General features: G+C 73.6%; 20 protein-coding genes. 11 read left to right on the top strand and 9 right to left on the bottom strand.

Annotated elements, in window-relative coordinates; translation table 11 throughout:
- Positions 1-90: 90 nt before the first annotated feature.
- From ACIA8L_RS30405 to ACIA8L_RS30390, 4 genes are read left to right on the top strand one after another with little or no spacing between them, the layout of a single operon-like run.
- Entirely contained in the window at positions 91-1,476 is a 1,386-nt protein-coding gene (locus tag ACIA8L_RS30405) for a ferric reductase-like transmembrane domain-containing protein (protein ID WP_395910003.1), read from the top strand.
- The gene (locus ACIA8L_RS30400; RefSeq protein WP_395910002.1) at positions 1,457-1,945 is read left to right on the top strand and encodes an FMN-binding protein; all 489 of its coding nucleotides are present in this window, start codon (positions 1,457-1,459) and stop codon (positions 1,943-1,945) included. Before ACIA8L_RS30405 ends, ACIA8L_RS30400 begins: the two co-directional genes overlap by 20 nt.
- 26 nt (positions 1,946-1,971) lie before the next feature.
- Complete coding sequence (locus ACIA8L_RS30395) at positions 1,972-2,631, top strand: response regulator transcription factor (RefSeq protein WP_395910001.1); 660 nt, start codon at positions 1,972-1,974, stop codon at positions 2,629-2,631.
- Positions 2,628-3,887 carry a sensor histidine kinase gene (locus ACIA8L_RS30390; RefSeq protein ID WP_395910000.1) on the top strand — a complete coding sequence of 420 codons (1,260 nt, stop codon included), beginning with the start codon at positions 2,628-2,630 and terminating at the stop codon, positions 3,885-3,887. The genes ACIA8L_RS30395 and ACIA8L_RS30390 overlap by 4 nt, the downstream gene beginning before the upstream one ends.
- Here ACIA8L_RS30390 and ACIA8L_RS30385 read toward each other — a convergent pair.
- Positions 3,808-4,716: an NmrA family NAD(P)-binding protein gene (locus ACIA8L_RS30385; protein WP_395909999.1), complete on the bottom strand. Its 909-nt coding sequence runs from the start codon at positions 4,714-4,716 to the stop codon at positions 3,808-3,810. The two genes, ACIA8L_RS30390 and ACIA8L_RS30385, sit on opposite strands and share 80 nt — an antisense overlap.
- 113 nt (positions 4,717-4,829) lie before the next feature.
- Here ACIA8L_RS30385 and ACIA8L_RS30380 point away from each other — a divergent pair, with 113 nt between their 5' ends.
- A complete protein-coding gene (locus tag ACIA8L_RS30380) occupies positions 4,830-5,522 on the top strand; it encodes a TetR/AcrR family transcriptional regulator (protein ID WP_395909998.1) in 693 nt (230 codons plus the stop codon).
- Here ACIA8L_RS30380 and ACIA8L_RS30375 read toward each other — a convergent pair.
- On the bottom strand, positions 5,506-6,381 hold the full coding sequence (locus ACIA8L_RS30375) for a winged helix-turn-helix transcriptional regulator (protein WP_395909997.1): 876 nt from the start codon (positions 6,379-6,381) through the stop codon (positions 5,506-5,508). The genes ACIA8L_RS30380 and ACIA8L_RS30375 overlap by 17 nt on opposite strands.
- A 57-nt stretch (positions 6,382-6,438) precedes the next feature.
- On the opposite strand from ACIA8L_RS30375, the gene ACIA8L_RS30370 reads away from it, so the two are divergent.
- Positions 6,439-7,677, top strand: coding sequence for an MFS transporter (locus tag ACIA8L_RS30370; RefSeq protein WP_395909996.1), 1,239 nt, complete (start codon positions 6,439-6,441; stop codon positions 7,675-7,677).
- Between the two features lie 68 nt (positions 7,678-7,745).
- Here ACIA8L_RS30370 and ACIA8L_RS30365 read toward each other — a convergent pair whose 3' ends face one another.
- Together ACIA8L_RS30365 and asnB are read right to left on the bottom strand one after the other, a co-directional pair.
- A complete protein-coding gene (locus ACIA8L_RS30365; protein ID WP_395909995.1) occupies positions 7,746-8,744 on the bottom strand; it encodes a diiron oxygenase in 999 nt (332 codons plus the stop codon).
- Positions 8,723-10,924, bottom strand: a complete 2,202-nt coding sequence (gene asnB, locus ACIA8L_RS30360) for an asparagine synthase (glutamine-hydrolyzing) (protein ID WP_395909994.1) — start codon at positions 10,922-10,924, stop codon at positions 8,723-8,725. Before asnB ends, ACIA8L_RS30365 begins: the two co-directional genes overlap by 22 nt.
- 520 nt (positions 10,925-11,444) lie before the next feature.
- Here asnB and ACIA8L_RS30355 point away from each other — a divergent pair.
- The gene (locus ACIA8L_RS30355; RefSeq protein ID WP_395909993.1) at positions 11,445-12,152 is read left to right on the top strand and encodes an SDR family NAD(P)-dependent oxidoreductase; all 708 of its coding nucleotides are present in this window, start codon (positions 11,445-11,447) and stop codon (positions 12,150-12,152) included.
- Positions 12,153-12,161: 9 nt separating this feature from the next.
- On the opposite strand, the gene ACIA8L_RS30350 is transcribed toward ACIA8L_RS30355, so the two are convergent.
- Genes ACIA8L_RS30350 through ACIA8L_RS30335 form a run of 4 tightly spaced genes read right to left on the bottom strand, consistent with a single transcriptional unit; the run spans position 12,162 to position 16,404 of the window.
- On the bottom strand, positions 12,162-13,655 hold the full coding sequence (locus tag ACIA8L_RS30350; protein ID WP_395909992.1) for an AAA family ATPase: 1,494 nt from the start codon (positions 13,653-13,655) through the stop codon (positions 12,162-12,164).
- The gene (locus ACIA8L_RS30345) at positions 13,652-13,942 is read right to left on the bottom strand and encodes a Dabb family protein (protein ID WP_395909991.1); all 291 of its coding nucleotides are present in this window, start codon (positions 13,940-13,942) and stop codon (positions 13,652-13,654) included. Before ACIA8L_RS30345 ends, ACIA8L_RS30350 begins: the two co-directional genes overlap by 4 nt.
- Before the next feature lie 10 nt (positions 13,943-13,952).
- Positions 13,953-15,410, bottom strand: coding sequence for an NAD-binding protein (locus ACIA8L_RS30340; protein WP_395909990.1), 1,458 nt, complete (start codon positions 15,408-15,410; stop codon positions 13,953-13,955).
- A gap of 1 nt (position 15,411) precedes the next feature.
- Complete coding sequence (locus ACIA8L_RS30335; protein WP_395909989.1) at positions 15,412-16,404, bottom strand: helix-turn-helix domain-containing protein; 993 nt, start codon at positions 16,402-16,404, stop codon at positions 15,412-15,414.
- A gap of 92 nt (positions 16,405-16,496) precedes the next feature.
- Here ACIA8L_RS30335 and ACIA8L_RS30330 point away from each other — a divergent pair, with 92 nt between their 5' ends.
- The gene (locus ACIA8L_RS30330) at positions 16,497-17,276 is read left to right on the top strand and encodes a hypothetical protein (RefSeq protein WP_395909988.1); all 780 of its coding nucleotides are present in this window, start codon (positions 16,497-16,499) and stop codon (positions 17,274-17,276) included.
- 51 nt (positions 17,277-17,327) lie between these two features.
- Here the strand turns inward: ACIA8L_RS30330 and ACIA8L_RS30325 are convergent, their stop codons facing one another.
- The gene (locus tag ACIA8L_RS30325) at positions 17,328-18,458 is read right to left on the bottom strand and encodes an MFS transporter (protein ID WP_395909987.1); all 1,131 of its coding nucleotides are present in this window, start codon (positions 18,456-18,458) and stop codon (positions 17,328-17,330) included.
- A gap of 835 nt (positions 18,459-19,293) precedes the next feature.
- On the opposite strand from ACIA8L_RS30325, the gene ACIA8L_RS30320 reads away from it, so the two are divergent.
- The 3 genes from ACIA8L_RS30320 (at position 19,294) to pyrE (ending at position 21,685) form a co-directional block, all read left to right on the top strand.
- On the top strand, positions 19,294-20,229 hold the full coding sequence (locus ACIA8L_RS30320) for a dihydroorotate dehydrogenase (RefSeq protein ID WP_395909986.1): 936 nt from the start codon (positions 19,294-19,296) through the stop codon (positions 20,227-20,229).
- A gap of 18 nt (positions 20,230-20,247) precedes the next feature.
- Entirely contained in the window at positions 20,248-20,991 is a 744-nt protein-coding gene (locus tag ACIA8L_RS30315; protein WP_395909985.1) for an IclR family transcriptional regulator, read from the top strand.
- 115 nt (positions 20,992-21,106) lie between these two features.
- Entirely contained in the window at positions 21,107-21,685 is a 579-nt protein-coding gene (pyrE, locus tag ACIA8L_RS30310; protein WP_395909984.1) for an orotate phosphoribosyltransferase, read from the top strand.
- Positions 21,686-21,690: the final 5 nt, after the last annotated feature.

Below are 21,690 nucleotides of genomic sequence, written 5' to 3'. Positions count from 1 at the left end.
TCCTGTTCGAGCGGTCCGATGATCTCTTCCGCCCACCGTAGGAAGCCGATTCTTGGAGGTTTCCCATGCGCGGGCTCGCAGACTTGCCGCATGCACGAGGTCGGCCCTCCCCCGACCGGCCGGGTACGCCCGGCCGGTCGCCGGCGCCCGCCGCTGCCGCCGCCGCGCCGTGCGTGGCGCGGGGCCGCCGGGGCCGTCGCGGCCTCGACCCTGGCCATGGCGGTCGCGCTCTGGGCGGTGAACGGCGGTGCGGACGGCGAGCCGCTGTCCGCGCTGGGGCGGCTGACCGGGCTGCTCGCCTCCGACCTGCTGTTGCTGCAGGTGCTGCTGATGGCCCGGATACCGCTGGTCGAGCGGGTGTTCGGCCAGGACCGCCTCGCGCGCTGGCACCGCTGGACCGGGTTCAGCTCCTTCCACCTGATGCTCGCCCACATCGTGTTCATCACCATCGGCTACGCCGGCGGCGCCCGGACCGACGTCCTCGGCGAACTGTGGGAACTCATCGCCGACTACCCCGGAATGCTCCTCGCCACCGCCGGGACGCTCCTGCTCGCACTCGTCGTCGTCACCTCGATCCGCGCCGCCCGGCGGCGGCTGCGGTACGAGTCCTGGCATCTGCTGCACCTGTACGCCTACCTCGGCGTCGGGCTCGCCCTGCCGCACCAGATCTGGACCGGGACCGACTTCACCGGCTCGGCCTGGTCCCGGGCCTACTGGTGGACCCTGTACGCGGCCGCGGTGCTGACGGTCGTCACGTTCCGGGCCGGCCTGCCCCTCTGGCGTTCGGTCTATCACCGGCTGCGGGTGGAGCAGGTGGTCGCCGAGTCGCCGGGCGTCGTCTCGGTGTACCTGCGCGGGCACCGGCTCGACCGGCTGCCGATCCGGGCCGGCCAGTTCTTCCTGTGGCGCTTTCTCGACGGGCCCGGCTGGTCGCGGGCCCACCCGTACACGCTCTCGGCCGGGCCGGCCGGGGACGTCCTGCGGATCACCGTCAAGGACCTCGGTGACGGCAGCCGCCGCGTGCACCGGCTGCGGCCGGGCACCCGCGCGCTCCTCGAGGGCCCGTACGGAGCGTTGACCGCGGCGCAGTCCACCGGCCGGCCGCCGCTGCTGGTCGCCGCCGGGGTGGGCATCACGGCGATGCGAGCCCTGCTCGACGACCTCGCGGCACCCGACGCCGTGCTGCTGTATCGGGTGCGCGGCCGGGCCGAAGCCGTGTTCCGCTCCGAACTGGACGCGCTGAGCCGGCGCCGCGGCGTCGGCCTCGTCTACCTGGAGGGCCGGCGGTCTCGGCGCGGGTCCTGGCTGCCGGCCGGGCTGGACGTCCCGGGCATGCTCCACCACCTCGTGCCGGACGTCGCCGTCCGGGAGGCGTATCTGTGCGGGCCGCCGGAGTGGATGGCCGCCGTCCATACCGAACTGCGCGCCGCGGGCCTGCCCGCCGGCCGGATTCATCGTGAGGAGTTCGCATGGTGAGCACCTGGGCGGCAGCATGCGCCGTCTGACGCTCTGGATCGCCTCGACCGCCGCCGCCGTGATCCTGCTGTTCACCTATCGCACCAGCTTCGGTGCCGCCGGTGGTACCGCGGTCGTCGAGGGGCCGGCCGCCGGGAGCCCGGCCGTGGGCGGGTCCGCCGCCGGGCCGTCCGTCGAAGCCACCGGCCCCGCTGTGACGGTCGACGGCCCGGTGGCCCGCACCCGGTATGGGCCGGTGCAGGTCCGAGTCGAGCTGCGCGGCCGGACGATCACCGACGTGCTGGCCCTGCGCCGGCCGGACGGCAACGACCGGGACACCGAGATCAACGCGGTCGCACTGCCGCGGCTTCGCAGCGAAGTGCTGGCCGCGCAGAGTGCGCACGTCGACACGGTCAGCGGTGCGACGTACACCAGCAAGGGATATCTCACCTCGCTGCAGGGCGCGTTGGACGCGGCCCACGTCGGATGAGCGCCGCCACCTGCGACAGTGAAGGTGTGACCCGTGTACTCCTCGTCGAGGACGACCGCGAACTCGGCGAGCTGCTCATCCGGGCGTTCGGCAACGCCGGCTACACCACCGACCTGGCCCGCGACGGCCAGGCCGGCCTGCACCGGGCGCTCACCCGCGACTACGACGTGCTGGTGCTGGACCGGAACCTCCCGGCGATCGAGGGCCTGGACCTGCTCGGCCGGCTTCGCCGCAGCGGCGTCGAGGCGCCGGCGCTCATCCTCACGGCGCTCGGCACCGTCGCCGACCGCATCGCCGGGCTCGACGGCGGCGCCGAGGACTACGTCGTCAAGCCGTTCGACATCGAGGAGCTCCTGGCCCGGCTCCGGGTCCTGCTGCGGCGCCGGGCGGTGCCCGCCGAGCCCGTCGTCGCCGTCGGCGCGGCGGAGTTCGATCTGATCGCCCGCACGGTCACCGCACCGGACGGCGGCGCGACGGCGCTGTCGGGCCGTGAGAGCGATCTGCTGCGACTGCTCGCCGAGCACCCGGACCGGGTGTTCAGCCGCCGCGAGATCGTGGCGCGCGTGTTCCCGGAGTCGGACGCCGACACCCTCGCCGACACCTACGTGCATTACCTGCGCCGCAAGCTCGGCGCCGCCGTGGTGACGACCGTCCGTGGCGCCGGCTACCGGCTCGGCCGGCTGTGAACCGCCCCGACCCCGACCGGGATCTGCTGCGCCGGGCCCGGCGTACCCTGGCCGTGCGGCACACGTTGGTGATGGCCGTGATCCTGCTCGGCGTCGGTGCCGTCGCCCTGGTTGTGGTCGCCCACGAGGAGCGGGCCGCCCTGGCCGCGTCCGTCCGGCAGACCGCGGCCACCGAAGAGGACGTCGTCGACCCGCCCGCGGGCAGCTGGATATTCCGCCTGGACGCCGCCGGCGTCCTCACCGCGACCGAGGACCCTCCACCGGGCTTCCCGGACCGCCCGGCCCTGACCCGGGTGCGCTCCGGCGGACCGGCCGAGGAGACCGAGATCGGCGGCTACCTCATGATCACCCGCCGGCACGGCGACGCCACCGTCCAGGTCGTCGGCAGCCTGGCCGCGCAGCAGGCCGAAACCCGGCGCCTGCTGGCCGCCCTCGGCGGCGCCGAACTGCTCGGCCTGGCCGCCGCGATCGTGGCCGCCCTGTTGCTGGCCCGGCGCGCCACCGCACCGCTCGGCGACGCGCTGGCCCGGCAGCGCCGGTTCGTCGCCGACGCCAGCCACGAGCTGCGGACCCCGATCGCGCAGCTGCACACCCGGGCCCAGCTCCTCGACCAGGAGCTGCGGGCGGGCGCATCCGCCGAGGACCTCACACCCGACGCCCGGCGACTGGTGGCGGCCGCCCGTCAGCTCGGCGAGATCGTCGAGGACCTGCTGCTGTCCACCCAGCTCGAGAACCGGGCGGAGATCGGCGCCGAAGTCGATCTCGGCGTGCTGGCCGACGGTGTCGTCGCCGCGTTCCGCCAGCGCTCCCGCTCCCGGCGGATCGAGCTCTCGCTCAACCTGGACCCGGACCGGCCCTCCACCGTCCACGGGCGGGCCGCGGCACTGCGGCGGGTGCTGACCACCCTGCTCGACAACGCGTTCAACCACACCGAACCCGGCGGGCACATCGCCGTCGAACTGGGCAACCTCGACGGCCCGCCCCGGGTCCAGCTGACTGTCAGGGACGACGGGACCGGCTTCGACCCCGCCGACGCCGAACGACTCTTCGACCGGTTCGCCCGCGGCCACGACGACCACCGGCGCTTCGGGCTCGGCCTCGCACTGGCTCGGGAGGTCGTCACGGGGCACGGCGGCACCATCGAAGCACATCGCGGGCCGGCCGGCGGGGCGACGTTCACGATCCGGCTGCCGGTGTCCCGCCCTGCAGATGCGCGCGCAGGGCGGCCGCGCCGGACTGGGCCAGCCAGTCGGTGAACGTGCGCAGGCCGGGGTGGATGACGCGGAGCGCTTCGATGTCGGCGTGCCAGCGTTCGCCCGCCCGCTGCCGGCGCCGGGTCTCGGCGACCAGCGGGCCGAGCTTGTCCGCCTCCTCGTCGGTGAGCTGCTCGTAGCGGACCTCGACGCCGGTCGCGGCGGTGATGGCGGCCGCCGCCTCGACCGGGGTCGGCTGGTCACCGGCGAGTTCGAGGGTGCGGCCGGCGTAACGCCGCGGGTCCGCGAACGCCAGCACCGCGAACTCGGCCACGTCCTCCAGCGCGATGACCTGCATCGGGTCGTCGGGTGCGAACAGGTGCCGGTGCCGGCCGTCGACGATGCCGTCGATGCCCATGACGCCGGAGCTGATGTAGTTGGTCATGAACCGGACCGGGCGCAGGACAGTGGCGAGGCGGATCCGGTCGTGCAGGTGGCGTTCGATGGGCGCCTTGGCCGCGGCCGACTGCCCGGTCCGCGACGACGACGCCACGGTGCTGAACACGACCTGCTCGACGCCGGCCTTGGCGACCGCGTCGATCAGCGCCTGGCCGCGGGCCGCCTCCACGCCCGGCTCGAACGTGATCGGCGGGATGGCGAACACCGCGCCCACACCGTCGAGGGCCGGGGCCAGGCCGTCCGGATCGTCGAAGTCACCGACGGCCAGCGCAGCCCCGGCCGCGGCCAGCGCAGTCGCGGCCGGGGCGAGCGGATCGCGGACCAGGGCCCGGACCGGCCGCCCGAGCTCGAGAAGCCGCCGGGCCGTGGCACCGCCCTGCTTGCCAGTGGAGCCGGTGACGAGGATCGTGTCAGAAGTGCGTGCTGCTGCCATGAACCGGAACGATCCACCCGCTTGCCGCCCGCGAACAAGGCTTTCGTGACATGCCCGCCGCCAACCGCACGGAACGGGCGGAGCGGACCGATTCGCGGCGGAACCGGGAGGCTGTGTTGCGCACGGCGATGCGGATCTTCGCCGAGGACGGGCTCGAGGTGCCGCTGAGCCGGATCGCCCAGCGCGCCGGGGTGGGCGCCGGGACCGTCTACCGGCACTTCCCGAGCAAGGAGATCCTGCTCGAGGCGGTCCTCGCCACGCACGTCCACGACCTGGCCGACGCCGCCGAACGCCGCGCCGCGTCGGCCGGGGCGCACCGCAACGCTTCGGCCGGCGACGCGTTGCTCGCCTTCCTCCTCGAGGCCATCGAGAAGACCAGCGGCCGGGTGCGGGTCTGTGACGCCCTCACCGCCGACAACAGCTGGCCCCGCGCCGACCTCGCCGGCGCCACCCAGCACTTCCGGCACGCCCTGGAACAGTTGCTGCACAAGGCCAAGCGCAGCGGTACCGTCCGCGCCGACATCCAGCCCGACGACCTGACCGCGCTCATCTCCGGTGGCGCCGCCCTCCGCTCGGCCCACCACAGCCGGGCCCGGGGCACGCGGCTGGTCCGGCTGCTGCTCGACGGGCTGCTCACGAAAGACGCCGGGTTTCGTGACAACACCGGCCGGGCGCGTCACGAAACCGGGTACTGCCGCGAGTGCGGAGCCCGCCTGCGGCTCCGCGACACCGGCCGCCCACCCGCCTACTGCGGCGCGACCTGCCGCCAACGAGCCCGCCGCCGACGAATCACAGCAGTGACTTGAGCAGACCGAACATCTCCGCCACCGAGCCCGCCGGGTCGGTGATCGGGAACTGCACCGCCCGGATCACCCCGAGCGGGTCCACGAGCAGGCTGAGCCGCTTGAGCCGCTCCACCCCACCGGCCCGGAACGTCGGCAGGAGCAGCCCCGCGGCCAGCCGACCGTCCTGATCGGACAGCAGCGGATACGGCAGGCGAGCGTGCGTCACGAACGCGGCCAGCTGGTCCGGGCGCTGCGTGCTGACCCCGCGCACGACCGCGCCGAGGTCCGCGAACCGGGCGTGATCGGCGGCGTACGTCGTCGCCTCCGCTGTGCAGCCGGCGGCGCCGGGAATGTCGCCCCAGCCCGGCGGGTAGCCCCGCTCTCCCGGCGCGAACGCACCCGGGAACAGGAACAGCACCGTCCACGTACCCGGCTCTGCGGGCCGGGCCGCCGAGCCGTCGTGGCCGACGAGCCGCACGTCGGGGAGCCGCCGGCCGGTGAGGTCGCGAACCCGGCGAGCCTCGGCGCTGTCCGGGTCCGCGGTGGCGGTGAGGTTCCCGTCGCCGATGCAGTGCCGGGTGCCCCAGTCCTGCAGGGCGATGAGGACCGGCAGCAGCCCTTCGCCCTTCTCGGTGAGCAGGTATTCGGCCCGCGGCGGGCGGTCGGAGTAGAGCTCCCGGCGCAGCACCCCGTGCTCGACCAGGCCGGTGAGGCGCTCGGTCAGGGCCCGGCGGCTGATGTCCAGCTCGCGCTGCAGGGCGTCGAAGCGGACGGTACCCCCGGCGACCTCACGCAGGATCAGGAACGCCCAATGGTCGCCGAGCACACCGAGGGCTTGGGCGATGCCGCAGTCGAGAGCGGCCAGGTCGGCCTTGCGCATATTGACCACTCTAGTACATTCCAATTTGGAACTCACTGAGTCGAGGAGGTGGCCGCGATGGTCTTCTGGCGATGGTGGACGGCCGGTGCGGTCAGCTCGCTCGGCACGGCCGTCACCGCGGTCGCGCTGCCACTCACGGCCCTGCTCGCGCTCGACGCGACCCCGTTCGAGATGGGCGTGATCGCGGCCGCGAGCTACGTCGCGTGGCTGGTCATCGGGCTGCCGTCGGGCGTCATCGTCCAGCGGCTGCCGCTGCGGGGCCTGCAGATCGCCTGTGACCTCGCCCGGGCGGTCGCCGTGGCGTCCATCCCGCTCGCCTGGTGGTGGGGGTACCTCACCGTCGCCCACCTCGTGGTGACGGCTTTGGTCATCAGCTTCAGCGCGGTGCTGTTCGACGTGGCCAACTCGACGTTCCTGGTCGGCATCGTCGACAAGGAACAACTGACGGCCCGCAACAGCCTCGTGTCGGGCACCTACGCCGTCACCCAGCTCGGCGGCCCGACGGTCGGCGGTGTCGCGGTGCAGCTGCTCGGGGCCGTGCCGACACTGCTGGTCGACACGGCCAGCTACCTGATCTCCGCGGCCCTGCTGCGCTCGCTGCCGGCCCGTCGCGCCGAAGCCCCGGACCGGTGGCCGCCGGTGGGTGCGATGATCCGCGAGGGCTGGCGGTTCGTGTCCCGGCACCCGATCATGGCCCCGTGCACGTGGGCCGCGACCGCGCTGTGCCTGGCCGGGGGCGCGCAGCTGGCGCTGTATCCGCTGTATCTGGTCCGGGTCCTGCACGCGCCGGCCGGGCTGGTCGGCTTCCTGCTCGCCGTCGAGGGGGTCGGGTCGCTGCTCGGCGCGACGCTCACGTCGAAGCTCAGCGCCCGGTTCGGCAATGCCCGGGCACTGCTGCTCTCGGGCGCGATCTGCGTGGCCGGGGCGGCCCTGGTCCCGCTCGGCGCCGGCGTCGTGGGCTACACGGCGTTCGCCGTGGGCAGCGCGGTCAACGCGGCCGGGGTGGTCGTGCTCAGCGTCATCACCCGCACCTACCGGCAGACCGCCAGCCCGCCCGATCTGCTGGCCCGGGTCATGGCCACGGTCCGCTTCGTCACCTGGGGCGCCATCCCGGTCGGCGGCCTGCTCTCGGGCTGGCTCGCGGGTGTGATCGGCCCGCGCGCCACCATGGTCCTGGTCATCGCCGTGGTCGCGGCCGCACCGGTGATCCTGCTGCTCTCCCCCGTCCGCGGCCTGCGCGACCTGGCCGAACACTCAGCGTCGACACCGCCCCAGCCGGCCGCGGCGGTCAGCTGAGCGGCAATCCGGACGCGGCAAACCGCGCCGACAGCTGAGCCAGAGGCCGGACGCGGTAAACCGCGCCGTCAGCTGAGCAGCAGGCCGGACTCGGCGAACCGGTCGAAGGTGGCCGGGTCGTCGAGCACGCCGGTCTCGCGCAGGTACCGCACCGTGGTGGCCGCCCCCAGCGCCACACCGCGATTCACGTCCGCCCGCGGCAGCGACTCGGCGATGACCTGCTCGATCGCGGCCGTGCTCAGCCCGAGGTCGCGCAGCGCGAAGGCGAGCGCGCGCCGGTCCGGCTCCAGGAACGCGAAGATCATCTCGGGCAGGTGCGGGCCGACCAGGCGGCGCTGCTCGGCGGTCAGCGCCGGCCAGAGGTGCCCGAGCAGCGTGCGGAAGTACACGTGGTGGCGGCCCTCGTCCTCGGCGTGGTCGGCCACGACCGACCGTACCGCGCCCGGCAGCCGCTGGTCGTGCGGCAGGTCGGCCAGGATGGTGGAGATGAGCGTCTCGCTGACCACCGCGAACAGCAGCGACTCGACGCCCCGGACGGCGGGCGGGAGCCGGTGGCGCACGGCGTCGAGCCGGTCGACGAACTCGGCGACCTCGGGCGTGCGGGGTGCCACCCCGGTCTCCTGCGCGACCTGGCGCTGCAGGTCGTAGGAGAACTGGGCGTGCCAGGCCTCGTCCGTAACGATCTTGAACGCGTCGGCCCGCATCGCCTCCGGCAGCTCCAGCCCGGAGCGGCCGCGGCTGATCGACGCGGCGACCGGGATGACGGCCAGGTCCTCGAGCTCGATCGTGAAGCCGAGGTACTGGTGCAGCCGGTGCACGAGCAGCGCATGCCCGGCGGTCGGGCCGCGCGCCGCGACGAGCGGGTGGGCCGCCGCCGGGACCAGCTCCGGAGGGAAGTAGAGCTGGTCCCGGCCCGGGGCGTCGAGCGATCGTCGCGGTTTCGCGCGCACGCTCGCGCGGCGGTCCCAGCGGCGGAACCGGCTGTCGTACTCGGCGACCGTCGCGGCCGTCGCGGCCAGGCCGTCGTCGAAGACGAAGAGCGGCGCTAGCGCGCGTCGGCGATACACGTGTCCTCGATCAGCGACTGTTCGATGAGCATGCCCAGCACCGGCCGCGCGGCCGCGAGGTCCTGCTCCGCCGCCGCCAGCACGGCGCCGAGGTCGCGGCGGCCGTCGAGGGCGGCGAGCAGGGCCAGCTCGGCCGAGCCCGGCTCCAGCTCGAACTCGATCGTGCCGTCGACGGTGAGGTAGGCGGTGCCGTCCGGCCCGGTCAGCAGCAGCACGTTGGCGGCCAGGCCGAGCACGGCCGAGGGGGTCAGCTCGTGGTCGAGCCCGACCTGCTTCTCGATCTCGGCCAGCGCCGAGTCCCAGTCGTTGACCTCGATGCCGGTCGGGCACGGCCCGATCGGGGTGACCGCGGTCGGGGCCGGCGGCCGCTCGACCATGGCCGCGAGGAGCCCGAAGTTGAGCACCCGCAGCATGAGCTCGATCTCCGGGCCCTCGCCCGGGTCGGTGGTCAGCCGGGCCAGGGCCGCGCGGATCTGCGGGCCGTTGAGCACCTCGCCCGCGCCCGGCGCGGCCAGCGCCTCCTCGACCAGCGCCGCCCCGTCCTGGCTGAGCATCCGGGCCAGCGCGCGGTAGGTGTGCCGCAGCCCGGCACCGTAGAAGAACGGCACCTTGGGCCGCTCGGCGAACATCGGCGGCACGATCCCGCGCATCGCCGCCCGCAGGATCCGCTTGTCCCACAGCAGCTCCGGGCGCAGGTGCCGGGGCACGGCGGTGACCAGCTCGACCAGCCGGTGGTCGAGGAACGGCACCCGGGCCTCGATGCCGCTGCCGGCCGCGGTGCGGTCCTCGTGCCAGACGTTGTACTGCTGCAGCTTCGCGTATTCGAACGCGAGGTAGGCCGGCATCGGGTCCGCGACCGAGCGCCCGGTGTAGGCGGCGACGACGTCGTCGTTGAGCAGCCGCACCTGCGACAGCCACCACGGCGCGAGGTCGGGCCGGGTGCTCAGCGCGCCCGCGCGCACGAGACCACGCAGGTTGTCCTCGAACTCGTCGTAGCCGCCACCGACGGCGTAGCCGACCGAGTAGCCGCCGTTGAACTCGTCGCTGGCCGCGCCGAGCAGCATGCCACGCAGCTCGGGCCGGGCCACCTTGGCGTAGCGGTGCATCTCGTGCTTGTAGTAGATCTCGGCGCCGCACATCGGGTTTTCCAGCAGCCACAGCAGGCGCTTCCACTCCGCCGGGGTGGGCACGTGGTCGGGCGCGAACAGGATCTGGTGGTTGGGCAGGCCCAGCTCCTTGGCCAGGCGGTGGCCGTGCTCGGCGTCGCCGTTGCGCACGGTGCTGGCGCTGAGCATCGTGAACGTGTGCAGCGGCGTCGTCTGCGCCGCGACGGCGGCGACGGCGGCCGAGTCGATGCCGCCGGACAGGAACAGGCCGAGCTCGGCGTCGGCGGTGGCGCACTCGCGGACCGACTCGACGAACAGGTCGCGGTAGCGCTCGATGAACTCGGCGGCGGAGAGGCCGTCGACGTCGGCCGAGCCGGGGAAGCGCCAGTAGACGTGCTCCCGGGTGGCGCCGTCGCGCAGGTCGATCTCGCGGATCACGCCCGGCGGCAGCACCTCGACACCCTCGAACCAGGTGTTCTGCTCGACGTCGGTGAAGTGCAGCGCGGACGAGGCGAACGGGCTGGCGAGGGCTTTGGCCCAGTCGAGCCGGCGCGGGGTGGCGGTGTCGGCGAAGAGGGCCTTGAGCTCGGAGCCGAAGATGATCCGCTCGGCGTTGCGGTGGAAGTACAGGGCCTTGATGCCGAACCGGTCGCGGGCCAGGACGAGCCGCCGGCGGGCCCGGTCGTAGAGGACCACGCTGTACATGCCCCGGACGTTGTCCAGGAACTTCGCGGGGCCGTGCTGCTGGTAGAGGTACAGCAGGACCTCGCAGTCCGAGCCGGTGCGCAGCTGGACGCCGGCCGGGAGGGTGGCCGCGAGCTCCCGGTGGTTGTAGATCTCGCCGTTGACGATGAGCGCGAGGGAGCCGTCGGCACTGATCAGCGGCTGCCCGCCGTGCTCGGGGTCGACCAGCGACAGCCGGGTGAACGCGAGCCCGACCGGCCCGTCGCGGAGCAGCTCCCGGTCGTCGGGCCCGCGGTGCTGGAGGATGGCGGCGATCCGCTCGAGCACCCCGTCGGCCGCGCCGTCCAGGTGCCCGCCGTCGATCCGCGCGACCCCGCCGATTCCGCACATTGTCTGCTCCGCTCCATCTCGAGTCGAGGGATGGCGCCGCGCCGGCGAGCCGGGGCGGCGCCGGCCCGATTACGGGAAGTTCTTGAGGATCGTGGTCTGCGTGACCGGCTTGGCGGTCGGCTTGGCGTAGGTCTTCATCAAAATCACCTCCCCCGCGGATGACTTGTATCGTCGACGCTATGGACGGGGCCGCCCTCGAACCAGGGATTCGGCGGGGGCCGAAAGGCGCGGAATATGCCGGGTAACGGTGCCGCGGACACAGTGCTGCGCCGCGCCGGAGACCGGCGCGGCGCAGTTGGATCACGGCACGTTCGTGAGGAGCGTGCTCTGCGTGACCGGCTTGGCGGTCGGCTTGGCGTAGACCTTCATGGAAATCACCTCCACTCGGTGTGGCGTACCATCGACGCTAGGCACCGCCGCGCAACCCGCCCAGGGTTTCGGTTCCAGCCGAATCACCCGAAGAAACCGGCTTCGCACAAGGCTTTCCGCCCCGGCCGGTCGTGCATTATGTTGCCCAGCTATGCGTGTGCTCATCACCGGGGCGGGCCGCGGGCTCGGCGCCCACCTCACCGACTGGTATCTGCGCCGGGGCGCGACGGTCCTCGCCGGGCAGCGCCGGCCGGGGCCCGCCCACCCGAGTAGCGGCCGCCGCCACGACGTCGTCCTCGACGTGACCGACGAGGAGTCGGTGCGTCGATCGGTCACCGCGACCGCCGTGCTCGGCCCGATCGACGTGCTCGTCAACAACGCCGGGGTCTACAACGCCGACGGCACCCCGCACGAACACGGCAGCGACCGGCAGAGCCTGCACGGCGTCGACGCCCGCGAGGCGCTCGACGTCCTGCACGTCAACACCGTCGCCCCGCTCGTCGTCGCCGCGGCCTGGCGCGACCGGCTCACCGGCACGGACCGGCCCGGCGGCCCGCTGCTCGTCAACGTCTCGTCGCGGTTCGGGTCGCTGACCGAACGTACCGGAGGCGGGGACTACTACTACGCCATGAGCAAGGCCGGCCTGAACATGGTGACCCGCGGCCTCGCCGCCGACCTCGGCCCGGCCGTCACGGTCGTCTCGGTGCACCCCGGCTGGGCCCGCACCGGCGTCGGCGGCGCCCGCGCACCCCTCTCCGCGGCGGTGGCCGCGGCCGGCCTCGGCGCCCTTCTCGAACGTCTGGGGCCGGCCGACACCGGCCGGTTCCTCGATCAGGACGGCCGGGACATCCCGTGGTGAGCCCTGGGGTCACGGCCGGGCCGCGGTGACCTCGAACGCCCACGGCGCCCGCGCGTCCGCCCCCGCCGGCCGGTCCACGCCGAGGGTCGCCGGGTCGAGCCCGGGCCGGGCCAGGCCCAGCCGCGCGGCGACGGCGGCCAGGACCCCGGCCCCGAACCAGGCCCCGGCCTCCCGGATGGCCTCCAGGGGTCCGCGGGAGAGGTGGAAGACGTTGTTGCGGAACGTCCCGCGGCCGTGCGCGAGCAGCGGGCCCGGACCCGTCGCCCGCGCGCGCAGGCTGCCGGGCGCAGCTCGGGCGGGATCGGTGTGGCCGAGGAAGTCGCGGCGCATCACCGGCCACGGCGCGGCATCGGGGCCGCCCTCCAGCAGCATCGCGTGCACGACGCTGTCCGGCGCCGCATAGCCGGCCAGGACGGCCGGCATGTGCCCGTTGAGCAGGAGCACGCCCGGGTGGCCGGCCGGGACGAGTGACCAGAACCGTCCGCCGACGGGCCGCGGCGGGTTGGCCGAGTCCTCCTGCCAGGCCGCCGCGAGGGCGTCCGGGCCGAAGGCGGCCTCGAACTCGTGGCCGCCGAGGAGCGTCGACTCCGCGAGCTGCGGCTCCAGCGCGACCGCAAGCCGGCTCCCCCACCGCGAGATCTGCCCGTGCAGGTCGAAGTGGGCGGCGGCGGCCCCGGTGCGGGCGACCGCCGGGCCCGGCCAGGCCGAGATCCGGGTGGCCCGGTAGCCGAACCCCTGTGCCAGGCCGTCGACGGTCTCCAGGGCGGCCGCGGCCAGCCGCACCCGGGGCTTGGCCAGCAGCACCATGGCGTTGCCGGTGCCCGGCCGGTGCCGCCCGCGCAGGACGACGTCGACCGGCCCGGCGGCCACCTCCCGGCCCAGCACCGGCACCGCGCTGCGGAGGAACCCGGCCGCGGTCTCGACGGTCCGCACCTCGCCGCGCGCCGCGAGGGCCGTCCGAAGTTCCACAATCGACAGAGCCTGCCGCAGTACTGCCGGTGGGTCCACCATCCCGCTGACCGAATCGGTCCACCCGGTCCGGCCGAGCCCGTCCACGACCGCCGGGAGCCGCTCCCGGAACCGGGCCAGCCGCGCGGTGAACAGGGCGTCGACATCGTCGACCCGCCCCGGTGCCGCGTGCCGGCGGTGCCGCTGCCGCCGCGCGGCCGTGTCGTCGTCGACGTCCACGACCAGCGTGCCGGTGCCGGTCCAGCCGAGCAGCGCCGCGACCCGGTCCACCGGCGGGCCCGCGTCGACGACCACCCGCCCGGGGTCGAGGCCATCGAGGGCCGCGTCGAGCAGCCGGGCCAGGTCGTCCGCCGCGAAGTCGGTGGCGCCCCGGTACGCCGCCTCCGACCGCCGCCGGAACCCCGCGTCCGCCGCCCGGGCCGCGCGGATCAGGTTGCCGATGCTCACGTGGTGCCGGCCGAGCGCCTCGGCGAGGGCGACGGCCAGGGTCGTCTTGCCGGAGCACGGCCGCCCCAGCACGATCAGCGCGGTCACGCGGCGCCCGGCACCGGATGGTCCACGACGACCAGCTCCGACAGCCGCAGCAGCGCGTCGCGGATCGGCGGATGCGCCGGGTGGTCGTCCCACGCCGCGAGCGCGCCGGCGTCGGTGAAGTCCATGACAAAGCATTGTTCGAAGCCGCGGTGGTACTGCGAAGCGTTGCCGAACACGTCGACGGCGACGAGTCCCGGCACCCGCCCCCGCAGCCCGGGCAGCGTGTCGAGGATCGCCCGCACCTCAGCCGGGGCGGCGGTCTTGATCAGCACGATGTGGCGGAACACGGAGCACCTTTCAGTCGCGCAGCTCCAGCTGCAGATCGGCGACCCGGCAGCACCACAGCTCGGGATCGGGCCGGCCCGGCGCGCCGGTCGCGGTCTCCACCACGGCCGTCAGCATGAGCGCCGTGAACGGGTCGTAGTCGGGTTCGCTGACGCCTTCGGCCAGATACAGGTTCACGGCGTGGCCGTCGGCGATGACGGTGACGGTCCCGCCGTCCAGCTCGTAGCGCACGCCGGCGTTGCGGACCGGGCGGGCGTCGGCGTGCCGGCGCAGGTGGGTCAGGACCGGCCGCAGATCCTGCGAGGAGGCCGAGACCAGCACCGGGTTGGCGGCCATGGCCCGGACCGCCGCCATCGGCACGACGGGCCGGCCCGAGCAGCCGAACAGGAACCGGCTGCGGCCGTCGGCGGTGGCCGCGCGCACGTCGGCGACGGCCTCGAACCCGGCCGCCCGGGCCAGCTGGCGGGCCGCGGCGTCGGTCTCGACGACCCGGACCACCATGCCCAGCCCGGCCAGGAGCTCGGCGATGCGGCGGCCGAGACGGCCGTAGCCGACCACGATGCAGCCCTGGCCCTCGAGGGCCTCGTGGCGCAGGATCTCCCGGAAGCGGTACACGCAGCTGACCGCGATCCGGCGGTTCATGAGGCTCTTCGTCGACGTGTCGGACAGGTTGACGACGGTGTCGAGCAGCCCGGCCGCGCGCAGCACCCGGATGCCCTTCGTAGTCGTCTCGATGGGCCGGACCCGCGAGCGCAGGCCGTCCCGGGCGAGCAGGTCCAGGACCAGGTCGCCGCCGTCGTCGACGACGACGATCGGGCCGTCGGGGGCGGCCGCGGCCAGCCACCGGTGCACCGGGAACGACGCGTCGTCCGGATCGGCGACCACGAACCCGGAGCGGGCCAGGTCGGCGGTGACCCGGCGCCGGTAGACGGTGCGGTCGGGCTTGCCCACGACGAGGCACGCCGACGGCCGCAGGCCGAGCGCGACCAGGCCGTCGAGGATGTTCAGCTTCTCCAGCAGGAGATGGTCGCGGAACACGACGGTGGCCGCGGACAGGTCGGTGCCGGCCGCCCGGTAGCGGCGGACCGTCTCCTGCACGAGGGGGTTGAGCCGGGCGATGCGGTCGCGTTCGGCGGTTGTGAAGGGGCTCACCAGCTGCCGTACGTGACCCAGGACCGCCTCCGCGTCGGGCCCGGGTCGCGACGGTACCAATGCGATGATCTGATGCCGCGGCAGATCACCGAAGAGCGGGTCGGAGGCGGTGCCGGCGGCCGGGCCGTCGACGTCCTCGCCGACCGTCAGCAGCGTCAGCCCGCCCGGGTCCGCGCCCGGCACCGCCGCGAGGGCCGCCGTCACCACCCGGTCCAGCTCGTCGTCGTCGCAGTGGATGGTGACCAGCTGCACGGCCCGCCGCGGCGCGCTCGTCTCGGCACCGGGCGACGGCCGGTGCGTCCACATCGTCGTGCTCACGTCAAGCGCCATTGTCGAGGTAGCCCAGCAGCGCGCTGCCGGTCCGGTCGAGCTCGTAGAGCACCCGGCCGCCGATCCGCCGCCGCTGCACCACGTTGGCCGCGACCAGCGCCGTCAGGTGCTCGGAGACCGTGCTCGCGGACAGGCCGAGCACGCTGGCCAGCGTCGAGGTCGTGGTCGGGGTGGCCAGGCCGCGGATGACCGCCGCGCGGCCGCGGCCGACCAGGATCGTCAGCCGGTCGCCCCGCTGCGGCACGCTCGCCGCCGAGTTGCCGTGCGGCGGGTTGTTGGCCAGGACCGCCGCGCCCCGCGCCTGGCACGACACCGCCACCGCGCCGGTGTCGTCGGGCACGCAGCGGGCCATCCAGCGCCCGAACAGCAGCGGCACGATCACGAGCCGCCCCTGGCACGACAGCGTCTCCGTGCCGGCCGTGCCGGAGATGACCAGCCGCGGCTCCTCCCAGTGGATGCGCCCCTCGAGCCGCTCCAGCAGCACCCGCACGCCCTGCGTGGCCAGGAGGTGGGCCCGGTGCAGCACGTCCTCCTGCAGCGCGGCCCGGATCGACGGCCAGGCCGGTCGGACGGCCCGGTCCCAGTAGTCGGCGACGGCGTCGGCACACCAGCGCAGCCACGTCTCCGGGCGCTGCCCGCCGAACGGGTCCGGCCCCCGCGCCGCGGCCAGCTGCTCCCGCACCACCTCGGCCGGGGTGCGGCGCAGCGCGTCCAGCTCGTCCGCGATCGCCGGGGTCGCCTCGGTCGGCAGCGGGGCCAGGAACGCCGGCACCGGGCCCGGCCGGGCCCGGAACCACCGCACCAGGTCGCCGCCCAGCCCGGCGGCCAGGCTCGGCCGGGCCCGCTGCGCCCAGCCGGTGTACGGCCACGGCACGGACCGGTTCTGCGCCAGCAGCTGCAGGCTGGCCATCGTCTCCCACAGCGGGCTGGTGGCCAGCCGGACCTGACCCAGCGCGTCGGTGCCGATCCTGATACTGATCACGATCGCGACCCGCCCGGTGCCGTATACCCTGTCCGTACCGTCCCGCCGAAGCCCCGTCCCCGCTCGCCGATTCGAGGTGTGAACCCAGCCCGATGCGCCCGGTCTACTCCCGACACCTGCGGCGCCTGCAGGAGCGGCGGCTCCTGCCGGAGCCCGTCGAGGCGGTGTACGTCGCCGGCTCCCGCGTGCGCGGCTGGGGCAACGTCAACAGCGACCTCGACTTCTACGTCATCACCGCGGACCGCTGGGACGGCGGCGGGGCACGGCTCGCGCCGGTCGCCCTGCAGCCGGACACCGTCGTCATCGACCGGGTCCGGGTCGACCGCGAGCAGTGGGACGTCCACTACTGGATGGACAGCCAGGTCGAGCAGGTCCTGGCGAAGGTCAGCTGGACGGAGTACGACACCAACATGTCCGCCGGCGCGATGCTCACGCCCGTCGAGGCGGACTTCCTGGAGCGGCTCGACTACGCCGTCGCCGTGGCCGGGGAGGCCTGGCTGGTCCGGCGCCGCCAGGAGATGCAGCGTTCGGCCCTCCGGTCGATTCTGGTGTCCCGATCGATTCATCGCTCCCACCTGTTCATCGAGGACGCGGTTGGTCAGCTGCGCTCCCACGACGAGCAGAGCGCGGTGTTGTCGGCCCGGCTGGCCTTCGGGTGCGCGGTGCAGGCCCTCCTCGCCGAGCACGGCAAGCTCGTGCAGAGTCCGAAGTGGACGGCCCGGCAGTTCCGCGAGACCGCGCAGGACGTCGTCTCCTTCGACGAGTACTGGGCGCTGGAGACGATGCGCTCCTACGACCCGGCTGACCCGGGGCGGTGGGTGGAGGACGTCCTGGCCGTGTGCCGGCGTATCGCCCAGGCCGTGCGGGCCTGAGGACGGACACCGGCGCCGGCCCCGCCGGCGCCGGTGTGCGGGCCGGATCGGTCACGTGAGCTCGGCGCCCTTGCGCTCCGGGACCAGGAACATGGCCAGCATCTCCAGCACGTAGATGCTGGCGAGCAGGCCGATCGCGGTGTGGAAGCCGTACTGCGCCACGACCCACGTGACGACCACCGGCCCGAAGCCGCCGACCCCGCGGCCGATGTTGAACAGGACGTTCTCGGCCGATGCGCGGATCGCCGTCGGGTAGTTCTCGGCGATGAGGGCGCCGAGGCCGCCGAGCATGCCGTTGACGAAGAAGCCCATCAGCGCACCGCCGAACAGCAGCGCCGTCGAACTGCTCAGGGTGCTGTACAGCAGCACGCTCAGGACGGCACCGGCCTGGTAGACCCAGAACGTCGGCTTGCGGCCGAACCGGTCGGCGAGGATGCCGAACAGGAAGATGCCACAGGCCATGCCCACGACGGTGACGGCGGTCCAGACCCCGGATTTGGTGAGGCTGTAGCCGAACTGCTTGGACAGGTAGCCCGGCAGCCACGTCATGATGCCGTAGTAGCCGAAGTTCTGCACGGAGCAGAGCACCAGGATGCCGATGGTGGCCGCGGCCGTGCTGCGGTTCGCGACCAGCGAGCGCAGCCCGGCCAGGAAGCCCGGGCCGGATGCGGTGAACCGGGCGGGCTCGGGGACGCCGCGGCGGATCAGGTAGGCGCCGATCGCCGGCACCACGCCGATCGCGAACAGGCCACGCCAGCCCCAGGCGCCGATGACGAGGGGCGAGGCGAGCGCGGCGACGAGCACGCCGAACTGCCAGCCGAGGCCGACCAGCGCGGTCGCCCGAGCCCGCAGCCGCGACGGCCAGGCCTCCGACGCCAGGGCCATGCCGATGCCGAACTCGCCGCCCAGACCCATGCCGGCGATGAACCGGAACACGGCCAGCAGCGTGAAGTCCGATGCGAGCGCGCACAGGCCGGTGAACACCGCGAACAGCGCGATGGACCAGCTCAGCACCTTGACCCGGCCGAGCCGGTCGGCGAGGACACCGAAGATCAGGCCGCCGGTCACCGCGCCCCACAGGGTCAGCGAGGTCAGCGACGCGGCCTCGGTGCTGCTGATCTTGAAGCTCGCGGCGATCGCGCCCAGCGAGAACGTCAGGATCAGCAGGTCGAATCCGTCCATCGCATATCCCGAGGCGGACGCGAATATCGCTTTCCGAGCGTAGCTGTCGACCTTTTCCACCGGCTCCGCGATAGCATCGGGAACGCTGTGAGTTTCCTGCATGACGCATTCCTTCCCGGGACTTGTGAGGTGCGCGTCGGGACGCGGATCGCGCGGACGCGGGCATGGCTGCGGCGTCGTCGGCGGCCCATTACGGGGCGCGATCCGATCGACCTCTTTCCCGGCTGAGCCCGGACCCGGACGCGACTGTTCCCGGCACCGCTCAGCAAGCTTCGACAGACCGGACCGGCGCTCCGCCGCGGCCGGGCGCACAGTGTGCGCGGCGGTCCGGCGGCGGTCCGGGTCCGGCGGATCGGGCGACGGACGCCCTCGGCGTCCTGCGCGCCGCGGCTACGCTGCCGCAGCTCCCGAGATCACCACCGGTGCGGTATTTTCGATCATGGATGGCTCGCAGGTGGCCGCCGCGCCCGGGCGGCCCCGCACGGGACGGACCGCCGCAGGGGTCGGGTCACCGGGCCTTGAGTTCAAACGCCACATCGCTTATTGCCCCCGTTCTCTTTCCGTGTCATGGAAAGATGCACTTTCGTGCGATGGGCCATATTGAGCCGATCGATGGCCTATCGTCAACACCCAATGCCTGCGGGATCAAACCGAAACAGCGCCGAAATAGGCTCGAAATCGCAGGTGACGGGGCCGGAAACGACCGCAGGTCAAGGTGGTTGCGGCCGCCTGGCATCGGCCGCCGTCTTGACGGGCCGCGAACCTGGTAACAAGATGAGCCATCAGCACAGCGCAAATCTTTCCGTGAGGTGGAAATGTACAGAGGCTTCTTCTCATGAACGGAGACCGGACACCGGCCATCGACAACCGGCTCGAAGTCAGCGCGGGGGGACTTCGACTGGCCAACCCGGTGATGCCGGCGAGCGGATGCTTCGGGCCGGAGCTGGCCGACGTGGCCCGGCTGGGGCCGCTCGGCGCGGTCGTCACCAAGACCGTCTTCCGGGGCGTGCGCTCCGGCAACCCCGCCCACCGCCTCGCCGAGGTGGCCAGCGGGATGCTCAACTCGGTCGGCATCCCGAGCCTGGGCGTGCACCGGTTCCGGCGCGAGATCCTGCCGTCGTACCGCCGCCTCGGCGCGCCCGTCATCGTCAGCATCGGCGGCCTGTCGGTCCAGGACTACTGGGACGTCGCGGAGGAGCTGGCCGACGAGGAGTTCGCCGCGTTCGAGGTCAACGTCTCGTGCCCCAACCTCGAGCACAACGGCCTCGAGATCGGCTCGACGCCGCGGGAGCTGGAGCGGGTGACCCGGGGTGTGCGGGAGCGGGCCGGCGGCCGGCCGGTGATCGTCAAGCTCACGCCCAACGTGTCGTCGATCGGCCTGATCGCCCGGGCCGCCGAGGCCGCCGGCGCGGATCTGCTGACGGTGGCCAACACCTACCTCGGCATGAGCGTCGACCTGCCCGACCGCCGGGCCACGCTGGGCAGCACCACCGGCGGGCTGTCCGGGCCGTCGGTCAAGCCGCTGGTCATGCGCCTGGTCTGGCAGACCGTCCGCGAGGTCGGCATCCCGGTGATCGCCTGCGGCGGGGCCTGCACGGCCGAGGACGTAGCCGAATACCTGGTCGTCGGCGCGGTCGCGGTGCAGGTCGGCACGGCCAACTTCACCCAGCCCACCACCATGAGCGAGATCGTCGCGGCGCTGCCCGCGACCCTCGACCGGCTGGGCGCGCGCACCGTGTCCGACCTGGTCGGCACGCTCGTGTCGGCCTAGCGCCACGAGGAGTCCGACGTGCAACCGGTCGTCCGCACGCTCCACGTGCTCAGAGCGGTGGCCTTCGCCCCGAACGGCATCACGCTGCAGGAGCTCAGCCGGCAGCTGGGCATCCCGGTCGGCAGCATGCACCGGATGCTCAAGGTCCTCGCGACCGAGCAGTTCATCGTCAGATCGGAGGCGAGCAAGCGCTACTTCGTCGGCCCCGCCACCCGGGACCTCGTCTCGGCCGGTGGCCGCGCGGCCACCGCGACGACGATCGTCCACCCGGCCCTGTCCAAGCTCGGCGCGGCCACCGGCGAGACGGCGTTCATCACCGAGTTCGTCGAGCACCGCGCGGTCTGCGTCAGCCTCGTCACCGGCCGGCACCGGCTGCGGCTGTTCGTCCACGTCGGCCAGGAGATGCCGCTGCACGCGGCCGCCTCCGCCCGGGTGCTGCTGTCCGACCTCAATGACGACGAGGCGGCCGCGCTGCTCGACCGGCGCCCGCTGCTGCCGTACACCCCGGACACGCCGCGCACGACCGCGGAGGCGCTGCGCCGGCTCGCCGTCATCCGCCAGCGCGGCTACGACGTGTGCGACCAGGAGCTCGACCCCGGCGTGTGGGCGGTCGCGGCCCCGGTCCGCCAGGCCGACGGCCGGATGTGCGCGGCCGTGTCGCTGGCCTCGCCGATCGGCCGGGCGCCCGACGCACCGACCCGCAACCGCCTCACCGAGCTGGTGCTCGCGGCCGCCCAGCAGATCGCGGCCACGCAGCGCTGACCTTCCCGGCAACCGCCACCCGGCCCCAGCGGCCGGTCCACAGCAGTCCGGCGCACCGGCCCCACCGGTGCCGTCCGGCGATGACCCCATCCCCGACCATGGAGCCGATCAACCGATGACGAGTCCTGCCAACGACCTGTTCAGCCAGCCGGGACACGCGTCCTTCCAGCACGACGACGACCGCCGCCGTGAGCTCGGCCAGGACATCATGGCCGCCGCCTACCTGCGCGGCGACTTCGTCCTGCGCTCCGGCGCGCGCAGCTCGTACTACTTCGACAAGTACCTGTTCGAGACGAAACCGACGATCATGCGGCGGCTGGCCGAGTTCCTGGCCCGCCGGGTCCCCGGCGACGTCGCCCGCCTCGCCGGCCCCGAGCTCGGTGCCGTCGCGCTGGCCGCGGCCGTCTCGCTGGAGACCGGCCTGCCCTTCGTCATCGTGCGCAAACAGGTGAAGCAGTACGCGACCGGCTCGGCGATCGAAGGCGAGCTCCACCCCGGTGAGCGGGTGCTCATCATCGAGGACGTCGTCTCCAGCGGCGGTGAGGCCCTCGCCGCCGCCCAGAAGCTGCGCGCGGCCGGGGTCACGGTCGTCGGTGTCCTCGCCGTGATCGACCGGCAGTCCGGCGGCGGCGAGAACATCAACGCGGCCGGCATGACGTTCGACGCCCTGTTCCGTCTCGATCAGCTCGTCTAGGGAGC

The organism is Dactylosporangium sp. NPDC051541 (genome assembly GCF_044454505.1).
In the GTDB taxonomy this organism is placed as follows: Bacteria; Actinomycetota; Actinomycetes; order Mycobacteriales; family Micromonosporaceae; genus Dactylosporangium.
The sequence above is the reverse complement of the archived record's forward strand: the minus strand, read 5'-3'. Positions and strand labels throughout refer to the sequence as shown.